The 20017-nt window shown below is 68.3% G+C and carries 16 protein-coding genes; 7 read left to right on the top strand and 9 right to left on the bottom strand.

Going from position 1 to position 20017, the window contains the following annotated elements; all coding sequences use genetic code 11:
• Window positions 1-55 precede the first annotated feature (55 nt).
• The 3 genes from K8940_RS11125 to K8940_RS11115 form a co-directional block, all read right to left on the bottom strand.
• Window positions 56-583, bottom strand: coding sequence for an RNA polymerase sigma factor (locus tag K8940_RS11125; RefSeq protein WP_223395498.1), 528 nt, complete (start codon window positions 581-583; stop codon window positions 56-58).
• Between the two features lie 146 nt (window positions 584-729).
• Window positions 730-1923, bottom strand: a complete 1194-nt coding sequence (locus K8940_RS11120; protein WP_223395496.1) for an LptF/LptG family permease — start codon at window positions 1921-1923, stop codon at window positions 730-732.
• A gap of 15 nt (window positions 1924-1938) precedes the next feature.
• Entirely contained in the window at window positions 1939-3189 is a 1251-nt protein-coding gene (locus K8940_RS11115) for a glycosyltransferase family 4 protein (RefSeq protein WP_223395494.1), read from the bottom strand.
• A gap of 188 nt (window positions 3190-3377) precedes the next feature.
• On the opposite strand from K8940_RS11115, the gene K8940_RS11110 reads away from it, so the two are divergent.
• The 6 genes from K8940_RS11110 (at window position 3378) to K8940_RS11085 (ending at window position 10096) form a co-directional block, all read left to right on the top strand.
• Window positions 3378-4544: a glycosyltransferase gene (locus tag K8940_RS11110; protein WP_223395492.1), complete on the top strand. Its 1167-nt coding sequence runs from the start codon at window positions 3378-3380 to the stop codon at window positions 4542-4544.
• Entirely contained in the window at window positions 4541-5509 is a 969-nt protein-coding gene (locus K8940_RS11105) for a hypothetical protein (RefSeq protein ID WP_223395490.1), read from the top strand. The genes K8940_RS11110 and K8940_RS11105 overlap by 4 nt, the downstream gene beginning before the upstream one ends.
• A complete protein-coding gene (locus K8940_RS11100) occupies window positions 5502-6407 on the top strand; it encodes a BNR repeat-containing protein (RefSeq protein WP_223395488.1) in 906 nt (301 codons plus the stop codon). The genes K8940_RS11105 and K8940_RS11100 overlap by 8 nt, the downstream gene beginning before the upstream one ends.
• A 31-nt stretch (window positions 6408-6438) precedes the next feature.
• The gene (locus K8940_RS11095) at window positions 6439-7644 is read left to right on the top strand and encodes a hypothetical protein (RefSeq protein WP_223395487.1); all 1206 of its coding nucleotides are present in this window, start codon (window positions 6439-6441) and stop codon (window positions 7642-7644) included.
• The gene (locus tag K8940_RS11090; RefSeq protein WP_223395486.1) at window positions 7637-8800 is read left to right on the top strand and encodes a glycosyltransferase family 4 protein; all 1164 of its coding nucleotides are present in this window, start codon (window positions 7637-7639) and stop codon (window positions 8798-8800) included. Before K8940_RS11095 ends, K8940_RS11090 begins: the two co-directional genes overlap by 8 nt.
• A 132-nt stretch (window positions 8801-8932) precedes the next feature.
• Window positions 8933-10096 carry a glycosyltransferase gene (locus K8940_RS11085; RefSeq protein ID WP_317847037.1) on the top strand — a complete coding sequence of 388 codons (1164 nt, stop codon included), beginning with the start codon at window positions 8933-8935 and terminating at the stop codon, window positions 10094-10096.
• A 265-nt stretch (window positions 10097-10361) separates the two neighbouring features.
• Here K8940_RS11085 and K8940_RS11080 read toward each other — a convergent pair whose 3' ends face one another.
• The 4 genes from K8940_RS11080 to K8940_RS11065 form a co-directional block, all read right to left on the bottom strand.
• Window positions 10362-11030 (bottom strand): TetR/AcrR family transcriptional regulator, encoded by a 669-nt coding sequence (locus tag K8940_RS11080; RefSeq protein WP_223395485.1) that lies wholly within the window; start codon window positions 11028-11030, stop codon window positions 10362-10364.
• A 90-nt stretch (window positions 11031-11120) separates the two neighbouring features.
• Window positions 11121-12668 (bottom strand): DHA2 family efflux MFS transporter permease subunit, encoded by a 1548-nt coding sequence (locus tag K8940_RS11075; RefSeq protein ID WP_223395484.1) that lies wholly within the window; start codon window positions 12666-12668, stop codon window positions 11121-11123.
• 24 nt (window positions 12669-12692) lie between these two features.
• On the bottom strand, window positions 12693-13844 hold the full coding sequence (locus K8940_RS11070) for an HlyD family efflux transporter periplasmic adaptor subunit (RefSeq protein WP_223395483.1): 1152 nt from the start codon (window positions 13842-13844) through the stop codon (window positions 12693-12695).
• A 23-nt stretch (window positions 13845-13867) separates the two neighbouring features.
• On the bottom strand, window positions 13868-15295 hold the full coding sequence (locus K8940_RS11065) for an efflux transporter outer membrane subunit (RefSeq protein WP_223395482.1): 1428 nt from the start codon (window positions 15293-15295) through the stop codon (window positions 13868-13870).
• Window positions 15296-15406: 111 nt separating this feature from the next.
• Here K8940_RS11065 and K8940_RS11060 point away from each other — a divergent pair, with 111 nt between their 5' ends.
• Window positions 15407-16012 carry a TetR/AcrR family transcriptional regulator gene (locus K8940_RS11060; protein ID WP_223395481.1) on the top strand — a complete coding sequence of 202 codons (606 nt, stop codon included), beginning with the start codon at window positions 15407-15409 and terminating at the stop codon, window positions 16010-16012.
• A gap of 18 nt (window positions 16013-16030) precedes the next feature.
• On the opposite strand, the gene K8940_RS11055 is transcribed toward K8940_RS11060, so the two are convergent.
• Both K8940_RS11055 and K8940_RS11050 read right to left on the bottom strand, forming a co-directional pair.
• On the bottom strand, window positions 16031-17320 hold the full coding sequence (locus tag K8940_RS11055; RefSeq protein ID WP_223395479.1) for a CynX/NimT family MFS transporter: 1290 nt from the start codon (window positions 17318-17320) through the stop codon (window positions 16031-16033).
• Window positions 17321-17572: 252 nt separating this feature from the next.
• Window positions 17573-19921 carry a TonB-dependent receptor gene (locus K8940_RS11050; RefSeq protein ID WP_223395477.1) on the bottom strand — a complete coding sequence of 783 codons (2349 nt, stop codon included), beginning with the start codon at window positions 19919-19921 and terminating at the stop codon, window positions 17573-17575.
• Between the last annotated feature and the right edge of the window lie 96 nt (window positions 19922-20017).

Raw genomic sequence — 20017 nt, 5'->3', positions numbered from 1 at the left:
CGGTCGCAACCTTCTCTCCCTATCGCGGTAAGGTGAGGCGTAAAGGTCACAGTCGTCATCGTCCCACCCGCGTGACGAGGTGGCTCAGCGCCAGGCTGACGTGCTTTTCGACAGCGCTGCGCGAGATGCCGAGTCGCTCGGCGGTCTCCGCGTGGGTCAAACCCTCGAACTTGTGTAGACGGAAGACGCGCTGGGTCAGCGGCGAGAGGGCCTCCAGGGCCTTCGACAACTTCTCCAGTCGCTGCCGCGCGATGACCGCGCTCTCCGCGTCCGGGGTGTCGGCGACGTCCAGCACGCCGACCGTCGCGTGGTTCGTCCGCCGCCATTCGGTGTCGCGCGCGCCCGCGCGCCGGGCTTGGCGGAGCCGATCCAGCATCAGGTTCGAGGCGAGCCGATAGAGATAGGCCTGCGGGTTCTCGATCGGCTCCTCGGTGACCGCCTGGACCTTCAGGTAAAGCTCTTGGACGAGATCCTCGACGTCGCCGCGGCCGTTCAGCCGCGCCAGGAAGAACCGCCGCATGTCCTCGCGGCGTTCGAGATAGACCGCCGCCAGCGGCGAAAGATCGGAAATGGCGTCCTTCATCGCGCGCGAGGGCCCAGGCGATCGGGGGACGAGATCGGAAGCTGGCTTTCGGCGTCGGTCGTCATCGCCAGGTATTCGGCCCGCTGAGGGAGTCGGTGGGAGCCAGAGACACATGGCTTGGTGGCGCGACGAAGGCAAGTCGGGCCTCAGGCGACGGCGCAGCGCGCGCCGAGGGCCTGGGCGATGGCGGCGAAGAGCGCGGCGATGCGTTCGGTCATCCAGCTGACGGGGTTCTCGCCGGGGCGCTTTCGGCTGGCGATCCAGGTGGCGAAGCAGGCGGTCATGAAGACGGCGGCCGGCAGGCCGATCGTCAGCGCCGCCGGAAGGCCAACGCCCGAGGCCATGGCCTGGCCAAGGATCATCGAGGTCTCGAAGAGAAACAACAGGACCCCGCCGGCGGCCATCGCCGACCCCGATCCCGCGCGCTTGGCGCTGAGGCCGAAGGGAACGGCCAGCAGCGGCAGCAAGGGCAGTATCAGTGCGCGCGACGAGCGGGCGTAGAACTCGGCCAGCAGGGTCTGCCGGGGCAGGGCGGGCGGCGCCTTGCCAAAGCCCCGCTGCGCCAGCTCGACGAGCGTCAGCTCGCTGACGTCGTCGCCGCGCACCCGAAACAGCTTGGCCGACAGCGACAGCGGCAGGTCGAAGGCAAAACGCGAGAAGTCGGTGACATAGACCCGGGCGTCGCGGGTCGTGCTCACCTGTCGGCCATCGTGCAGCTCAAGCGTGACGCGGCGATCGCCCCCGTCCTTGCGGACCTCCGCCGAGATCGCCGTCAGCACGTCCTCTCGTCCGTCCGCCTCGATCTTGCGGATGAAGACGCGCTCGAGGCGGCGTCCGCTGGCGTCGGTGCGATCAGCGGTCAGGAAGACGGGCCCCGTGGAGAGCAGGGCCTTGGGCCGCACGTCGCCGTTCCATCCGGCCTTTTCGGCCGCGTGCAACACCGCATGGTAGGCATAGCGGCTGTAGGGCTGGATGAAGCCGAACAGCAGCACGCTGAACGCCATCAGCACGACGCCGAGGCTCACGAAGGGCGCGGCGAAGCGGCCCAGCGACATGCCGCTGGCCAGGATCGCGTCGATCTCCGAGCTCTTGTTCAGGCTGTTGACGACCACGAACAGGCCGATGAAGAAGCCGCCGGGCAAGGTCAGGCCCACATAGTGCGGGATAAGATTGACCAGCAGTTCGCTCAGGAACTTGAAGCCGTCCGTGGTCTGCGAGAGCAGTTGGAAGGAGCGCATGAGGCGCTCCATCAGGAACGCCACCATCGTGCTGATCAGCACGGCGGCCATCGGCGTCAGGGTCCGCCTCAGCAGATACCGGTCGAGGGTGTTGGGGATCATGATCGTGCGCGAGGCTCAGAGCGCCGGCAGACTGGCGGCCTGTGGCTCGACCATCGCGCCGCGCCGCCACGCCTGAACCCGCGGGGATGGCGTGGTCGCGCGCGCGCCCAGAGCCTCGGCATAGACCTCCACGACCTCGTCGAGGATTTCCGTCCAGCGATAGGCGGCGCTGCGCTCCAGCGCCGCCGCGCCCAGACGCCGGCGAAGATCGGGCGCGAGGATGAGCTCGGTCATCGCCTCGGCATAGGCGCTCGGCTGGTCGACGCAGAGCCTGGCGTTGCGTCCGTGCCGCAGCAGGGCGCGGGTGTTGGGCGCATCGGCGCAGACCATGGCCAGGCCGCAGGCCATCGCCTCGAGATTGACGTTGCCGAAGGTCTCGGTGGTGCTGGGATTGAGAAAGATGTCGCCGCTAGCCAGGGCGGTCGCCAACGCCTCGCCCGACAGGAAACCGGCGAACACAGCGCCCGGCAGCCGCTCCTCAAACCAGCCGCGCGCCGGGCCGTCGCCGATCACCAGCACCTGGGGAGCGTGCCCCGCCGCCTCGATCATTCGGATGGTTTCCGCGAAGGCCGCCAGGCCCTTCTCCATGACGATCCGTCCCAGGAATACGATCACCGGGCGGTCCGGGGCGAAGCCGTGGCTCAGCCTCCAGGCCTCGTTGCGCTGTCCGGGGTGGAAGAGCTCTGGATCAACGCCGCGCGCCCAGGTCCGCACGCGGGCGGTCGGGTTGTGGGCCCGAAGCTCGTCGCCGATGGCCTCGGTCGGGGCCATGACATAGTCGCAGGCGCCGTAGAATTTCCAGAGCTGGCGGCGCGCCAGCGGCCGCAGCCGCCCGAGTCCGTAATAGTCGAGATAGGTGTCGAACAGCGTGTGCAGGCTGGCGACTACCGGGACTTTCAGGCTCCGGCCGAGTCGCAGGGCCGCCGAACCCAGGAGGTCGGGGGCCGAAAGGTGCACGAGGTCTGGCTTGAAGGCCTCGACGTCCCGACGCACCGCGCCGGGAAGGCCTAGGGCCAGCCGATAGTCGCGCCGGAACGGGATTTTCACCGACGGCACCGACACGAGCTCGCCGGCGGGCTCGAACGCGGGATTCGGCCCGGTCGGGGAGTAGACCCGCACTTGGGCGCCAACCGTGCTCTGCAGATGGCCGACCAGCCGGTTCAGCGACTTGTTGGCCCCGTCGAGGGTGTAGTTGTAGTTCCCCGAGAACAAGGCAATCCGCAACGGGCGCGCACCATCGGTGTGCGTCAGCGCCTTGATGTCCATGATAGTCCTTCCACGTGCACGCCCCGTCCCAGCCGACCAAGACGACGCGCTTGCCCCATCACCACACGGAATTTCGAAATCGATGAGACCTACACCGGCTCACATCGTCCTTTTGTGAAGGCGGCCGCCGGCATCACACCGTCACGGTGTTGAGCTAGCGGTGGCGGCGGGGCTTTTCGGGAAGCACGATGCGGGTAGTGGATGTCGCCGAGTTCTATTCGCCCACCGGCGGGGGCGTGCGGACCTATATCGACCGCAAGTTCGAGGCGGCCGCCCAACTGGGCCACGAACTCTTCGTCATCGCGCCGGGACCGCGGGACGGCTTCGAGCCTCGCGCCGCCGGCGGCGTGATCCAGGTCCGCGCGCCACGCCTGCCATTCGACGCCAACTATCACATGTTCTGGGACGCTGGGTCGGTCCACCGCCAGCTCGACGCCCTGGCCCCGGATCTGGTCGAGGCCTCCTCGCCCTGGCGCGGCGCCGCGGTCGTCGCCAGCTGGGCGGGGCCTTCCGCGCGGGCGATGTTCATGCACGCCGATCCCGTGGCGTCCTATCCTCAAAGATGGCTGGCTCCGGTCGCCAGCCCCCGGCAGATTGACCAGCTGTTCGGCTGGTTCTGGAGCTATCTGCGCAAGCTGGCCGGAGGGTTCGGCTCCGTCGTCGCCGGCGGCCCCTGGCTAGCCGATCGTCTGATGGGGCAGGGCGTTGGCGCGGTGGAAAGCGTGCCGCTCGGCATCGACCGCGGCGCATTCTCGCCCGGCAAGCGCGACGAGGCGTTGAGGTCCAGCCTGCTCGCGGCCTGCGCCTGCCCGGATGACGCCAGGCTGGTCCTCGGCGTTGGGCGCTTCCACCCGGAGAAGCGCTGGCCGATGGTCATCGAGGCGACAATGCGCGCCCGCGCCGACGCCCCGATCGGTCTCGTTCTGATCGGCGACGGCATCGACCGCGCGCGCGTGGCCCGCGCCGCCGCCGGCAATCCTCACGTCCGCATTCTGCCGCCGATCCGCGATCGCGCGCTGCTGGCGGCCCATTTGGCCAGCGCCGACGCCCTCGTGCATGGCTGCGAATCCGAGACCTTCGGCCTGATCCCCGCCGAGGCCATGGCCAGCGGCCTTCCCGTCGTGGGGCCCGATCGCGGCGGCTTCGCCCACCTGGCCCAGCCGGCGACCTCGGAAATTTACCGCGCCGGCGACACCGAGGCCGCCGCCCAGGCCATCCGCCGATTATTCGCTCGCGACGCCCAGGCCTTGAAGGCCGCGGCGGTCGAGGCGGCGGCCTGGGTGCGACGCGACATCGATCACTTCGCCGATCTGTTCGACCACTATCGGTCGATCGCGGCTGGCGCGCGGGCATGACACGGGTGGCGTCGACCGTTGATTATGAGGTTTCGAACGTCGCGGGCGAGAAGACCTCGCGGCGGTGGATCTGGCTGGGCGGCGTCCTGTCGATCGGACTCGTCGTGGCCATCGTCCTGCAGCTGGGCGGCGCGTCCTCCGAGGTGCTGAAGACGATCGGCCGACTGCCGCCTCTCGTCTGGCCGGCCTTCCTGCTGCTCTACCTGACGCAGACGCTCTTCGACTTCGCGGTCTTCCGGCGACTCTGGAACCTGCCCCTGGCGGGCTTCGAGGCCCTGCTGCGCAAGAACGTCATCAACGAGGTCGTGCTCGGCTATAGCGGCGAGGCGTTTCTCTATGTCTGGGCGCGACGGGCGGCCGGCGCCGTGTCCGCGCCGTTCGCCGCCATCAAGGACGCCAACATCGTCTCGGCGTTGCTGGGCAATCTCCTGACCCTGGCCCTGGCGGCGATCAGCGCCACGCAGCTGCGAGACCTGGATTTCGCCCAACGGCTGGGGCCGGCCTTGTGGTCGGGACTCATTCCGGTGGCGATCTCGGTCGGCGTCCTGGTGTTCGGGCGCCGAGTGTTCTCGCTGCGCCTGGAACAGCTGGTCTATGTCGCCGCCGTCTGTGGCCTTCGCCTGGTCGTCTGGACCGCGCTCACGGTTCTGATCTGGAGCATGGCCCTGCCGGGCGTCGCCCCTGGCCTCTGGATCGTGCTCCTGGCGATCCGCTTCCTGGTGTCGCGCATTCCGCTGATCTCCAACAAGGATCTGGTGTTCGGAAACCTGATGCTGCTCCTGCTGGGGACCCACTCCGCCGTCGCCGTGCTGCTGGCGGCGCTGGCGGTCATGACCCTGGGCCTGCATCTGGCCGTCATCGTCGGGCTCGGCGCGGCCGATCTGGCGCGCGGCGTGCGGCGCGCCTCCGGATCACGCGGTCCGATCGTCCCGGCCGAGATCGAAGCCGGCGGCGCCCATGACTAGCTGGCGCCTGAAGATCCCGGGCCGGGATATCTGGCGGGTCGGTCTGGTCGAAACGCCGATCGCCGAGATCGCCCGGCGCGGGTTCTCCCCCGACGCGCCCGTCCATTGGCTCCCCGAGGAGGGGCGGCGGAAGTTCCTGGCCGATCCGTTCGGCGTCTGGCGCGACGGCCGTCTTCATCTGTTCGTCGAAGCCTATGACTACCGGACCCGTCATGGCGTCATCGAGCTGATCGAACTGGGCGCCGACTTCACGCCGGTCCGGCGCTCGGTAGTGCTGCGGGAACCCTGGCACCTGTCCTATCCGCAGGTCTTCGAGGCCGATGGCGAGACCTGGATGCTGCCGGAGGCCTACCGGTCCGGCGCGCTGACGCTCTATCGCGCGGCGGCGTTTCCGGAGGTCTGGGAGCCGGTGGTTCGACTGGAGCTGGACACCCCGGCCATCGACGCCACCCCGTTCCACTACGACGGCCTGTGGTGGCTGGCCTATTCGCCGACCGGGCCGCAGCGCTGGAAGCAAGGTCGCCTCCATTTCGCCTTCGCCGAGCGCCTGACCGGACCTTGGCGGACCCATCCGGGCAATCCGGTCCGCAACGATCTCGCGTCCAGCCGGCCGGGTGGCACGGCCTGGATCGAGGACGGCCTGCCGCGCCTTCCCGTGCAGGATTGCACGCGCACCTATGGCGGCGGCATCCGCCTGCTGACGATCCTTAGGCTCGACACCGAGCGCTTCGAGGCCGAGGCGGCGGCGTCTTTGAGCCTTCCGCCCGGCGCGACGCCATATTCGCAAGGCCTGCATACGCTGTCGGCCTGCGGCCCGGTCACCCTGTTCGACGTCAAGCGGATCGACCGATCGCTCTGGACACCGCGGCGGTTGAAAGGGGCGCCGATAAATCGATGAGAGGGCCCGAGATGCACGGCGTCGTTTGGCCATGCGCATCGGTTTCCTCTTCAATCACGATCAGGTCCACCAGGTGGCTCACAGCCTGCCCATCGCCCTGGCGCTGGCGCGGGCGGAACTCGGCCTGGAGATCGTGGTGGCGACCACCAACCGGCGGCTGACCGCCGAGGTGGTCCGCCTGGGCGCGGGACTGATCGGCCATGGCGTCGACCTGGTCGAACTGGACCTGACGCGGCGGGCCTCGCGGGTCCTGGCCGCGACCGCCGAGGCCGTGCTGCCGGCGACCAAGCTGCTGGTCTACGGCGACAACCTCGACTTCTTCCGGTCGCTGGACATTCTGGTCGTGGCTGAGAAGACCTCGCTGATCCTCAAGACCCGCTACGGCCTCAACCACCTGAAGATCATCCATACCCGGCATGGGGCCGGCGACCGCGCCATCGGCTTCGACAAGGCCAGCGCCGGCTTCGATCACGTGCTGGTCTCGGGTCGTAAGGTCCGTGACCGACTGGTCGTCGAGACCGGGGTCGATCCCGAAAAGATCTCGGTTGTCGGCTATCCGAAGTTCGATCTCCTGCCCCGGAAACGGGCCACTCATCCGTTGATCGACGATGGCCGGCCGGTGGTGCTCTACAATCCGCACGTTTCGCCGCACCTGTCGTCCTGGTACGAGGCGGGCCGCCAGGTGCTGGACTGGTTCGTCGAGCACGACGACCACCACCTGATCTTCGCCCCGCACGTCATGCTGTTCGAGCGGCCGTTCGTGGTCACGATCGACAAGCTGCGGCTGGACCGGGCCGGACGGATCGAGGAGCGCTATCTGCGCGCGCCCAACATCCATATCGACCTGGGCAGCCGCGCCTCGACCACCATGGCCTACACCCAGCGGGCCGACATCTATCTCGGCGACGTCTCCAGCCAGGTCTACGAGTTCCTGCTGAAACCTCGGCCGTGCGTCTTCCTCAACAGCCATCGCCACGCCTGGCAGGGCGATCCCAACTATGGCCACTGGCGGGCCGGGCCGGTCATCGAGACGCCCGACCAGCTGGGGGCCGCGCTGGTCTCGGCCCGGATCGAGCACGAGGCGCGCTGGCGTCCGGCGCAGCAGGCGATGTTCGCCGAGAGCTTCGACCTGACCGAGGAGCCCTCGGCCGTGCGCGCGGCGCGCGTGGTGGCGCGCATCGCCGGCTTGAACTGGCCCGTGGCCGCGCTCGCCGAACCGGAGCGGGCCCATGGCTGAGCTGCGCATCGCCTATGTGATCAATTCCGTCGAGGGCGGCGGCGCGGCCTTGCCGGCGCCGGCCGTGGCGCGCGCCCTGATCGCCCAGGGTGCCCGTCTGGAGGTCTTCGCCCTGACCCGGCGCGACGGCCGCGCCATCCCGGCCATGGAGGCCGCGGGCCTAACCGTCCATGTCCGGCCGGGCGGCGAGAAGGATCACCGCAGGACCCTGGCCTGGCTGGACGCCCGTCTGCGCGACTGGAAGCCCGACGTGATCTGGACCTCCCTGACCCGAGCGACCCTGCTCGGCCAGATCGTCGGACAGCGACTGTGCGTACCCGTCGTCAGCTGGCAGCACGCCGCGCGCCTGAAGCTGGCCAACCTGCTGCTGCTGCGCCTGCGCCAGGCGCGCTCGCGGCTATGGGTCGGCGACTCCCACAGCGTCACCGACCTGACCGCCGAGCGGCTGGAGGTTCCGCCCTCGCGGCTGGTCGCCTGGCCGCTGTTCGCCGCCGACCCCGACGCGCCCCAGGCCCAACCCTGGCGGCCGGGGCAAACCCTTGAACTGGGATCGCTCGGCCGTCTGCACCCGGTGAAGGGCTATGATGTCCTGATCGAGGCCTTGGCGCGGCTTCAGGCCCAGGGGTGTCGGTTTCCCACCCCTGTCCGTTTGCGGATCGCGGGGGAGGGCGCGGCCCGCGCGGCGCTGGAAGACCGCATCGCCCGCCACGGCTTGAGCACGATCGAACTGGCGGGATACAGCGATCGCCCCCGCGAGTTCCTGGCCGGCCTGCATCTCTATCTGCAGCCGTCGCGGTCCGAAGGGCTTTGTATCGCCGCCCACGAGGCCATGCAGGCGGGGCTCCCGGTCATCGCCTCGGAGGTCGGCGAACTGCCCTACAGCATCGAGAACGGCGTGACGGGCCTGACCGCACCGCCTGGCGATCCCTGGGCGCTGGCCGAGGCGCTGGGACGCCTGCTGTCGCGGCCCGAGCGTCTGGCGGGGATGGGCGCGGCGGCGCGAACGCGGGTGCTCGAGCGTTTCGGCCAAAAGGCCTTCGACCGTACGGGCGCGGCGATCTACCAGCGGTTGCCCGGCTTCATCGCCGAAGCCGCGCAGGCGCGGGCGCACGCCCCGCGACGATCGCTGGATCTAGGCCAGTCGGTCTGGCGGTGATTGGCGTGAGAGCGCACCGCTGCGAAGATGGCGCAAGCGAAAAATCTTCATGATCACGGTGACGATCCTGCTTGGGTCGCGTGCTAGCGTCGCCTTGGACGAGGCTCGACCTCCCGGCCCCGGAGGCGCCCCCTGCGTGTCCTGACCTTCCTGCATAGTTTCGAGCCCGGGGGCGTCGAACGGATCGCGTTGCGCCTGGTGCGACAATGGCGCGCCCTGAACGTCGACGCGCCCCTGTTCATGGGCCGCTCCAATGGCGACATGCGCGACGATGTCGGCGCGGACCTCGATTTCGTCTCGCCGCCCAACGCCGACCCGCGCATGGCGAAGATTGAAACGCTCTGGATGATCTGGACGCTTCCCAGGGTGGTGCGAAGACTCCGTCCCGACGTCTTGTTCTGCGCGGGCAACACCTACGCCATCGTGGCGGTGGCCCTCAAAGGCCTGCTCGGCCGCGACTGTCCGCCCGTTCTACTGAAGGTCAGCAACGACCTCGATCGCCAGGACCAGCCACGGTGGTTTCGCTTCTTCTACCGCCTGTGGCTCAAGGTCCAGGGACGCTGTCTCGATCATTTCATCGGCATGGAGACGCCGATGAGCGACGAGATCCGTGAAAGCCTCGGCGTATCGGCCGACCGGATCACGATCATTCCCGATCCCGCCTTGTCCAGGCCGCTGATCGAAAGCCTGCGAGCGGACCGAAGCCTCGCGCGGCGCGAAAGCGCCAGCCGACGTTTCGTATGCGTGGGCCGACTCACGCCGCAAAAGAACATCGCCCTGATGCTTGGCGCTTTCGGACGCGGGGCCCGGGAAGGCGATACGCTGACGGTGATCGGCGACGGGCCGGAACGCGCCAAGCTCGAACGCCTTGCGCGGGCGCTCGGACTTGAGGAGCAGGTGATGTTCCGGGGCTATGCGCCGGAACCGGCGAGCCTCCTGCCGTCGTTCGACGTCCTGCTTCTCTCCTCGAACTACGAAGGCGTACCCGCCGTCGTTCTCGAAGCGCTGGCCGCTGGCCTCCCGATCGTCGCCACCGATTGCAGCCGCAGCATGGGAACCCTGCTTGGCGACGGCGCCATGGGCCAGCTCGTCCCGGTGGGCGACGAAGAGGCGCTGGCCGAGGCGATCGCAAGGGTCCGGCCGTCTTCCCAGGACGAAACCCTGAGCCTCGCGCAAGCTCGACGCTTCACGCTCGAGGACGCCTCCGAAGCCTATCTCCGCGTCATGTCGCAGCTTGGTCCGCCGCCGAAACCGCGACACGGGTTCGAAGGCGGACGGGACGAGCAGCCGGCCTGACGACGCCGGCGGTCTGGCCTCGTCGGACGGCGATTGGGGATCGGTAATGTCGCGGCCATCGTGGGCGAATGCGGGCCGGCGCATCGTAAGCGTCAGTCGGGATCCATCGATCTCCATTGCAGGAGAAGTCGTCCCATGAAGAAGCTGATCATCGCCGCGCCCCTGATCGTCGCCGCCACGCCGGTCCTGGCCCAGAGGGCCAAGACCTTCACCGGCCACGAACTGGCGCCCCCGAGCCCAGCGCACCCAACCAGAGAAGATGATTTCAGGGCGCGGCCGATCTCCATCCTGCGCAAGGCGGAGGTTTGGGCCTGGCCACGCGCATAGAAGGGGTCTCCTGCTCGACGGGATGATGAACCCCGTGCTCGCGCAAAAGGATCTCCCAGCCCCGGATCATGCTAGCCGCCGCCTCTTCGTGGCCTAGGCTGCGGAAGCTCACGCCAGCCCCCTCGAGAAGCAGCAGCAGGCCGCCAACCAGCAGATCGGGCGTGGCGACGCCCGCCTGTTCGGCCGCTTCCCGCAGATGGCTTCGCAGCCGCGTCCTATAAAGTTTGCAGACCCTGCTGATGACGTGGTGGTCGTCGTGGATCTCGACCTCGAGGTTCGACAGCAGCCAGCCCCGATAAGCTGGATGTCCCATCTTGGCGGCGGCCGCCGCCACGATCGCGCCAAACTGCGCCATGGGGGCGGCCGAGAGCCGCTTGGCGATGGCCACGAGTTCTTCCAGGTCGTCGAGCGCCAGCTTGCTGAGGCAGGCCGCGGCCAGATCGTCCTTGGACTCGAAATAGCGATAGAGCGTGGATTTGGTGACGCCGCTGCGAGCGACGATGTCGTTGACCGCGACGGCGCGAAAGCCGTGTTCATAGAAGAGGGCGGTCGCCGCTTCGACAAGGCGATCGTACGGCGTCTCGAATGTCGGGATCCTGGCGCTCACGTGCAAAATCCTTGGAAACGACGGAAAGGGCGCCCCCCACGTGGGCCGCCGGACCGGGCGGCGGCCAGGCGTGGGGGCGAGGTGGACGCGTCAGTGCGCCGCCGAGGTGTCGATGGCGCGGGTCGGCTTCGGCGCCAGCCAGATGATCAGGGCCGCGGCGACAAACAGCACCGCCATCGCCAGGAAGACCTGGTTGGTCGCCAGCATGACGCTCTGACCCTGGACCAGCTGGTCGACGGTCCCTAGGGCCTGCTCGTTGGTCATGCCGGTCAGGTTCATTTGGTCCATCACGCCCTGCGGATCGTTCAGCGCTCCCGACAGGGTGTTGTGGTTGCGGCTGGCGTTGTCGGTCCAGACCGTGCTGACGATCGAGGTGGCGATGGCGCCCGACAGGGTGCGGCAGAAGTTCATCAGGCCAGCGGCGCTGGCGGTCTCCTTCTCGTCGACGCAGGCCAGGGCCAGGCCCGTCAGCGGCACGAAGAACAGCGGCATGCCGAAGCCCTGCAGCAGCAGCCAGTGGCCGATGTCGAAGAAGCCCATCTGCGAGTTGGCTTGGCTGCGCATCAGGGTGATCAGACCCATCCAGACCAGGCCGATGAACACCAGGCGGCGCGGATCGACCTTGGCCGACATGCCGGCCGCGAACGGGGCCATCATGACCGCCGTCACACCCAGCAGGGCGGTGACATAGCCCGCGTCGGTGGCCGTGTAGCCCATGTTCTGCTGCAGCCACAGCGGGGTCAGGACGTTGATGCCGAAGAAGGCTCCGAAGGCGACGCTGAGCGTGATCACGCTGGCGCTGAAGCCGCGATGGCGGAAGACGCGCAGGTCGACGATCGGATTGGCGTCGGTCAGCTCCCAGACCAGAAAGGCCAGGAAGCCCAGGAGCGCGACGATCCCAAGGCTGACGATCAGCGGCGAGGCGAACCATTCGTGCTCCTTGCCCAGATCGACCATGATCTGCAGCGCGCCGACCCAGACGATCAGCAGGCCAAGGCCCACCAGGTCGACTTTCGCGTGGGTCAGCGGCGTTTCGTGACGGCGCAGCAGCCTCCACGCGAACCAGGCGCAGATCGCCGCGACCGGCACATTGATCCAGAAGATGAAGGCCCAGCCGGCATTGTCGCACAGGGTTCCGCCCAGGATCGGCCCAAGGATGGGCGCGACCAGGGTGGTCATGGCCCAAAGGCCTGTCGCCGCTGGTGCGTACTTGGGCGGGAAGACCTTCAGCAGCAGGGTCTGAGACAGCGGCATCAGCGGACCGCCGCAGGCGCCTTGCAGCACCCGGAACAGAACCAGCAGGCTCAGCGACGGCGCCAGGCCGCACAGGAACGAGAAGAAGCCGAAGCCGATCATGCCGGCGACGAACACCTTCACCGCTCCGAACCGGGCCGACAGCCAGCCGGTCAGCGGCACCACGACCGCCTCGGCGACGGCGTAGGAGGTGATGACCCAGGTGCCCTGGCTGGGCGAAACGCCCAGCGCGCCGGCAATGTTCGACACCGAGACGTTGGCGATGGTGGTGTCAAGCACCACCAGGAAGTTTGCGGCGGCCAGGACGAGGCCGGCGAAGATCATCGCCGGACCCGACAGGGCCTGGGACGGGGCGGGCGCGGCGGCGGGTAAGGCCTGGGCCATGACGGCGATCCTTGGCGCTTGGGATCAGCGGCGCGTGTCGATGACGGCGGTCATCGACAGGCCGACGCGCAGCGGGTTGGCCTTCAGCTCGGCCGGGTCGAGGGCGATGCGGACCGGCAGACGCTGGACAACCTTGATCCAGTTCCCGGTGGCGTTCTGGGCCGGGATCAGGGCGAAGGCCGAGCCGGTGCCGCCCGACAGGCCCACGACCTTGCCGTGATAGGTCACCGAGCCGCCGTAGAGGTCGGCCTTGAGCGCGACCGGTTGGCCGATCGCCACCTTGCGCAACTGGCCTTCCTTGAAGTTGGCGTCGACATAGGCCTGCTGGATCGGGACCACCTGCATCAGCGTCGCGCCGGGGGCGACGCGCTGGCCGATCTGGACATTGCGGCGCGTGACGACGCCGTCGATCGGCGCGCGGATGACCGTGCGGGCGAGGTCTAGCCGGGCTTGCTCGACGCGGGCCCGGGCGGCGGCGACCTCGGGGTTGGTCTCGACGGTGGTCCCGTCGGTCAGGACGGTGTTGGCGCTCAGCGAGCCGACAGCCGCGGCGCGGTTGGCCTGGGCCTGGACCTGGGCGGCCTTGGCCGAGGTCGCGGCGGCCTGGGCGTTGGCGAAGGCGTTCTGGGCGCGGGTCAGCTCGTCGCCCGACACCGCGCCATTGACGGCCAGGGCCTTGCGGCGGTCCAGGTCGATGCGGGCTCGCTCCAGGTCGGCCTGGGCCGAGGCCAGTGTGGCGGCGGCGCTGGCCTGGGCGGCCTCGCGGGCGGTGATCTGGGCCGTCAGGCTCTCGTCGGTGGCGAGATAGCCGCGCACCCGGCGCTGGGCCTTGGCCAGGTCGGCTTCAGCCGAGGCCAGCGTGATGCGGGCGTCGCTGTCGTCCAGGGTCACCAGCACCTGGCCGCGCTGGACGGTCTGGGTGTCGCGCACCTGAACGCTGCGCACCGGACCGCCGACCAGCGGCGTGACCTGGGCGGCGTCGGCGGCGACATAGGCGTTGTCGGTCTCGACATGGTGCGATCCGAAGAGGGCGTACCAGGCGCCGTAGCCGAGGCCTGCGACCAGCACTGCGCCCGCCAGGCCGGCGAACAGCTGCTTGCGCCTGGGGGTGTCGGCCTTGGGGGCGTCGACGGCGGCGGGGGCTTGGCTTTCGCCGGCGGACTCGGTGTCGAACATGGGAGGGCTCCGGGAATAGGGGATCAGGCGGCGCGGTAGCCGCCGCCGAGGGCGCGCACGAGCGCAACGTCGAGGGTGAAGGCGCGGGTTTCGAGATCGGCGACCGACCGCTGGTTGGCGATCATCGCGTCCTCGGCCGTGAGGACGTCGAGATAGGTCGACAGGGCGCCGCGATAGCGCTGGACGGCGATCGCGTGGGCGGCGGTCGAGGCGTCGAGGGCGGCGCGGCTCTGGGTCAGGCGCACGTCCAGGGCGCGGGCGCTGACGGCCGCGTCGGCCACGTCCTGCAGGGCCTGGGCCAGGGTTCCGTTGTAGCTGGCCACGGCGGCGTCGTAGTCGGCCGCCGCGCCGCGATAGTTGGCGCGCAGGCGTCCGCCCTCGAAGATCGGCAGGCGGACGGCAGGGCCGATGGAGCCGATGCGCGAGCCGGCGTTGGTCAAGAGGTCCAGCCCCAGCGCCTGCTGGCCGAAATAGGCCGACAGGTTCACGTCCGGATAGAACTGGGCCTTTGCCTGCTTGATGCGCTGGCTGGCGACCTCGGCGCGCAGGCGCGCGGCGACGACGTCGGGGCGGCGGCCGATCAGGTCGGCGCTGAGATTGGCCGGCAGGCCGAACGCCTTGATCGTGGCGGAGGCGGGGCGGGTGATGGCCAGGCCTCGGTCGGGTCCCTCGCCCAGCAGGGCGGCCAGGCGATTGCGGGTCAGACCGATCTGCTCGTCCAAGGCCGCCAGATCGGCGCGGGCCGAGGCCAGACGCGCCTTGGCCTGCTCGGCCGCGCCCTGGTTCTCCAGGCCGTTGGCCACGCGGTCGGCGGTCAGGCTGGCGGACTGCTCGCGGATACGCGCGGCATCCTGGCTGGCGTCGCGGTCGGCGAACAGCTGGGCCAGGTCGGCATACGCGGCGGCGATGTTGGTCGAGAGGACCAGACGCGCCTCGGCGGCGTCGGCCTTGGCGGCTTCGGCGTCCGAGGTCGCCGCCGCCAGGGCCGCGCGGTTCTTGCCGAAGAAGTCCAGTTCCCAGGCGAAGTCCAGCGTGGCGCGGCCGCTGTCATTGTAGCCCTTGGGGGTGAAGGCGGCGGGAATCCCATTGTTGTAACTCTGCTTGACCGAGGCGTAGGACCCGTTGGCCTCAACACTAGGAAGCGTCGCCGCCCGGGCTTGGGCTGTGGCGGCTTGGGCCTTGGCCAGGCGCGCCTGGGCCTTGGCCAGGTCGGGCGAGCCGGACAGCGCCTCGTCCATCAGGCTGTTCAATTGCGCATCACCGTAGGCGGTCCACCACTGGTCCGTCGGCCAGTTGACGGCGGGCGCCTGGAGGCTGGTCGCCGAGGCGTAGGCGGACGGGGCGTTCAGCGTCTTGGCGGGCGGGGTCGCGGGCAGGGCGGCGCAGGCGCCGAGGCCGCTGGTCAGCAGCGCGCTGGCGATCACGGCGCGAAGAGCGTTGGGGGAGGGCATCGGCTTCTCATTTCTAAACCGTACTGTTCGGTCTAATTATATTTCGACATGACGCCGTCAAGTGAAAAGTGTACACGTCGGTCCAGAAATGAGTTTGGAGGCCCCGGGCCGATGCGGGTGAAGAGCGAAGAGAAGCGGCTGGCCATCCTGGAGGCCGCCAAGGGCGTGTTCCTCGAGCGCGGCTATGTCGCGGCCAGCATGGCCGAGGTGTCCGCGCGCGTGGGCGGCTCCAAACAGACGCTCTACAGCTACTTCGCCTCGAAGGAGGACCTGTTCGTCGCGGTGATGCTGGAGAAGGGGGCCGCGCAGGTCGAGCCGATGTTCGACACCTTCCACGGCGGTGAGAACCTAGCCGAAGCCGTGCGTCGCTTCGCCCTGGCCTTCGTGCGCTTCATCACGGGTGACGAGGTCATCGCCTTTCGCCGGATCGTCTATGCCGAGGGCGCCAAGTCGGACCTTGGCCGTCTCTTCTACGAAAACGGCCCCAAACGCGGCTGGACCCGGATGGCCTATGACTTCGCCCGGGCCATGGACGAAGGGCGCATGCGTCGCGCCGACCCCTGGACGGCCGTCGACCAGTTGCACGCCCTGTGCGAGGCCGGACCGGTCCAGCGCCTCTTGGAGGGATCGGCGAGCAGCGTCGACGACGACGTCCTGACCGCTGCGGCCGAGGCAGCGGCCGACACCTTCATTAGGGCTTACGGGCATACGGCGTAGCGACCGTATCGAGCGCCGTCATTCGGCGGCGCTCAGCGACGGTGCGTCAATGGGCTCGCGTTCGGCGCTGCTGCTCGTCGTGTTCAAGGTGATCGCGAGGCGCGTCGGCGGCCGCAAAAGGAGACCGGTGATGATCACCGTCAGGGCCAGAAGGCCAGCGAGGATCAGGAATACCGGAACGAAGCTGCCGGTCGTGTCGGCGCTCCAACCGGCCACCAGCGGGCCAACGACGGCGAAGGTCGTGGCCATGGTGGCCATCGCCACCATCTCACCGGCGATGGCGCTGCCAAAGTAGCGCAGCAGCAGCACGTGGGCGCTGAGCCAGGACAGGCCCCAGCCGACGCCGAACAGCAGGGCGGACACATAGGCCAGGGCCGGCGTACCGGCGACACAAAGCAGCAGCATGGCCGCGCCCTGGAGGGCCAGGCCCCAGACCAGCAGGAGCTTGGGGTTGACCTTCTCGCTCAGAGCGCCGGTCACGCCCTTGGTCAGCGTGCCCGTCAGGGCCAGCAGGCTCATGGCGAAGGCGCCGGACGCGGGACCATGGCCGAAGCTGGCGACGTGGGCCACCAGCGACGAGTGCATGGTGGTCACGACGGTCTGGACAATCATCATCGCCAGGGCCAGCAGGATGAACGACCGGCTCGTCAGCGCCTGGCGCACCGTCCATGACACGGGCTTCGCCAGCGCGTCGGCGGTCTTCTCCGTTAGACCAGCGTTCTTGACGTCGGAGACGTCAGTGACGGGGACGGCGTCCTTCACCGCCGCCAGGCTGACCAATCCAACCGCCAGGGCGGTGACGGACATCACCATCCAGTGCGTCCGCCAACTACCTGTCGTCGAGACGATGGCGCCGACCACCAGCGGCCCGACCACGCCGCCGAAGGCGCCCGCCATGAAATAGAAGCCGATCATGCGCGATGAGGTCTTCGGAAACCAGCTCGCCAGCAGGTAGACCGCCGGCGAGGGCGCGACCAACGAGAACCCCACGCCCATCAGCGCCGTGGCGGCGAAGAACACGCCAATGCCGTGAACCCTGGCCGCCAGGAGGAAGCCGACCGCCAGGGCCAGTCCGCCGAGAAACATCGTCAGGCGGGTGCCGACCCATTTCATCAGCATCGGGGGCAGGGGGCTGCTGAGCCCACAGGCTAAGCCCAGGATCGAGAAGCTCATGCCCGCGGCGGCCTGCGACCAGCCCAGCTCGGCCACCATGGAATAGAGCACGTAGCCCAGAGAGGTGAAGGTGGTCGCCGTGACGAAGAAGAACCCCAGCGACACCACGACCATGATCAAGATGCTGCGCGACATGCCTCAACTCCTCGCCATCGCCGCCAGGGGTCTGGTCCGACGCCTGCGCCTGGCCGCCCTGGGGCCATGAAACGACGCCGGACGCGACAAGACGCGCCTTTTCCAGTGTTCCCAGGGTGCGCCGGTCCCGGCGCCCAGGCTTGACGCTTCGCGCCTCAAGACTTGACGATCGGCGATGCAGTTGATCAGGCGGCAGGGCGGCGACCCCGCGCCTCTTCGATCGGCGAAGGCCGCTCCCGCCAGGCCGACCGGTCAGAACTTGTAGCCGACCGAGGCGATCCACTGCCTCGGCGGGATGAAGGTGTCGGTCACCTGGGCGCTGCCATAGGGGTCGCTGAACCGCGAGTTCAGGCCGGCGGTGTCGAACAGGTTGGTCACCGACAGCGACAAGGCGACCTTGCTGTCGTCCGGCTCGTATTTGAAGAACAGGTTGACGACGTCGTAGGACGGTACGGTGTCGATCGCGCCTTCGTTGAACAGCCGGTACTGGTATTGACCACGATAGGTGTACTCGGCCTTGGCCGTGAGGAAGCCCGGCCCCAGGTGATTGGTGTAGGTGGCGCTGAGCGAGCCCTGCACGTCGGGCAGCTTGGGCACGTCGTTGCCGTTGATGTTCTGACGGACGGCGTCGCGCGCCAGGACGGCGGGGAAGAAGTTGGTCCAGAACAGGTAGCCTGGATAGCCGGCCGCGTTCTGCGCCGCCTCGGCCTTGGCCTGGTCAAGCGCGTAGTAATCCTTGTCGAACTCACCCTTCAGCAGCGAGACCGAGCCCTCGATGCGCCAGTGCCGGGAGGCCAGCCACGACGTCTCGGCCTCCAGGCCATAGATCCGGGCGCTGGGCGCGTTGCTGGCTCCCTCGCCGTAGAGGATCGGGTCTTCCTCCAGGAACTGCATGTCCTTGTAGTCGTAGACGAAGGCCGAGAGGTTCAACTGCAGCCTATTGTTCATGAAGCGGTTCTTCGAACCGACCTCCAGGGAGTCGACGACTTCTGGCTTGAAGGTCGGCTTGATCGAATAGGAATTGCCGGACGCGGCCGAGCTGTTGATCCCGCCCGGCTTGTAGCCGCGCGTATAGCTGGCGTAGAGCATGTTGGACGGAGTGTACTGGTAGTTCAGCGCAAGCTTACCGGTAGTCTCCTGCGTGCCCAGGCCTTCGGTCGGCTGAGGCTGGAGATAGGCGCCGGACGTGGCCGATCCGTTGCTCGCGGCCTCGCCGCTGTACTTGTCGTCGTTGTAGCGCAGGCCCGCGATGACGCTGAGCTTGTCGGAAATCTGGTAGGTTCCCTGGAAATAGGCCGCCCACGACTTGCGCGTGATCGCCGACAGCTCGGCGTAGGAAAGGGCCGCTACGCGCGGGTCGTTCCAGGGCGTGTCCTCGGGAAGAGGCGGTGTGACGAGGTTGTCGTCGTCGGCGTTGTACTCGACGATGTACTGCGAGTTGGTCGACTTCAGATAGACCGCGCCGGCGATCCACTGGAACGGTCCGTCGGTCTTGGAGGTGAGGTTGACCTCCTGGGTGTAGGACTTACCCCGGCTACGCCACAGGGGAACGTGGTCGTAGCGATAGCCGCCGAAAGTCAGCGGGCTGTAGGTCTCCGCGTAGAACAGGTCGGCCGTCAGGGCGTCGGCGTCCCACGCCTGCGCGCTGAGCAGCTTCTGGTAGCTGCTGATTGAGGTCAGGGTCGCCCAGGGCAGACTGTATTTGACGACCGCCGAATACAGCTTGGTGTCCACCAGCGAGTGGCCTGGATAGTCCTGGGTCAGTTCGCGGGGGTCAGGGTTGGGGTCCAGGATGTTCTTCTGGGCCGGTCCGTTGGTGTCGCTTCTATACTGGATCGTGCTGAGGGTCACCGAGAGGTCGTCTGTGGGCGCCCAGAGGGCCGACAGCTTCCAGCCGGTCTCATCGGCCTCATCCAGCGGATAGTCCGGCTGTCCGGCCACCCCGGTCGCCTTGGCGTAGCCGTCATGCTCGTAGCGCTGGACCACGCCGCGGATCGCGAACTTGTCGCCCAGGAAGACGTTGAGCGCCGCGTCGCCCTTGAACAGCCCGTGATTGCCGCCGCCCAGATTGACGGTCCCGGCATATTCACCGAGCACGGGCTTGTTGCTGACCACGTTGATGGTGCCGCCGGTCGAGCCCTGGCCGAACATCGTGCCCTGCGGGCCGCGCAGCACCTCGACCTGGGCCACGTCGATGAAAGCGGCGTTGGCGGCGATCGAGTTGAAGATGTAGACGCCATCGACGTGATAGGACACGCCCGGCTGGGTGTTGGTGTTCTCCGGGGTTTCCGAACCGATGCCGCGGATCGAGATCACCCGTTCGCCGCCGCCGCTGCGGGCGACGACCAGTCCGGGCACCAGGCCGTTGAGGCCGGTGATGTCGGTGATGTTGCCCTGGGTCAGGGTCTCGGCCGTCACCGCCGACACCGACAAGGCGCTTTTCTGGAGGTCGACGGGGCGCCTTTCGGCCGTCACCACCACCTCTTCCAACTGGCCGGCCTGTTGGTCGACGGTCGGTTCCACCGCGAGGGCCGGCGTCGCCATGGATGCGAGCACGGTCATCGAAACCGACAACAGCAGCGCCACCCTGGTGGTCGCCATTCCACAATATTGCAAACGCATCAGCATGCCCTCTGTGGTCCAGGCTGAACCCGTCTGGCCTGCGCCGACGAACGAGCTCTAGCTCGGCCACACTGG

The sequence above is a fragment of the Caulobacter segnis genome, from assembly GCF_019931575.1.
Taxonomy (GTDB): Bacteria; Pseudomonadota; Alphaproteobacteria; order Caulobacterales; family Caulobacteraceae; genus Caulobacter; species Caulobacter segnis_C.
This window is presented reverse-complemented; position numbering and strand designations above follow the sequence as displayed.

Bases quoted from the DNA above. Each gene is read 5' to 3' on its own strand.
- K8940_RS11055 (WP_223395479.1), bottom strand. From the start codon at position 17,320: ATGTCGCGCAGCATCTTGATCATGGTCGTGGTGTCGCTGGGGTTCTTC.
- K8940_RS11110 (WP_223395492.1), top strand. From the start codon at position 3,378: ATGCGGGTAGTGGATGTCGCCGAGTTCTATTCGCCCACCGGCGGGGGC.
- K8940_RS11060 (WP_223395481.1), top strand. From the start codon at position 15,407: ATGCGGGTGAAGAGCGAAGAGAAGCGGCTGGCCATCCTGGAGGCCGCC.
- K8940_RS11070 (WP_223395483.1), bottom strand. From the start codon at position 13,844: ATGTTCGACACCGAGTCCGCCGGCGAAAGCCAAGCCCCCGCCGCCGTC.
- K8940_RS11090 (WP_223395486.1), top strand. From the start codon at position 7,637: ATGGCTGAGCTGCGCATCGCCTATGTGATCAATTCCGTCGAGGGCGGC.
- K8940_RS11100 (WP_223395488.1), top strand. From the start codon at position 5,502: ATGACTAGCTGGCGCCTGAAGATCCCGGGCCGGGATATCTGGCGGGTC.
- K8940_RS11125 (WP_223395498.1), bottom strand. From the start codon at position 583: ATGAAGGACGCCATTTCCGATCTTTCGCCGCTGGCGGCGGTCTATCTC.
- K8940_RS11065 (WP_223395482.1), bottom strand. From the start codon at position 15,295: ATGCCCTCCCCCAACGCTCTTCGCGCCGTGATCGCCAGCGCGCTGCTG.
- K8940_RS11050 (WP_223395477.1), bottom strand. From the start codon at position 19,921: ATGGCGACCACCAGGGTGGCGCTGCTGTTGTCGGTTTCGATGACCGTG.
- K8940_RS11120 (WP_223395496.1), bottom strand. From the start codon at position 1,923: ATGATCCCCAACACCCTCGACCGGTATCTGCTGAGGCGGACCCTGACG.
- K8940_RS11115 (WP_223395494.1), bottom strand. From the start codon at position 3,189: ATGGACATCAAGGCGCTGACGCACACCGATGGTGCGCGCCCGTTGCGG.
- K8940_RS11075 (WP_223395484.1), bottom strand. From the start codon at position 12,668: ATGGCCCAGGCCTTACCCGCCGCCGCGCCCGCCCCGTCCCAGGCCCTG.
- K8940_RS11095 (WP_223395487.1), top strand. From the start codon at position 6,439: ATGCGCATCGGTTTCCTCTTCAATCACGATCAGGTCCACCAGGTGGCT.
- K8940_RS11105 (WP_223395490.1), top strand. From the start codon at position 4,541: ATGACACGGGTGGCGTCGACCGTTGATTATGAGGTTTCGAACGTCGCG.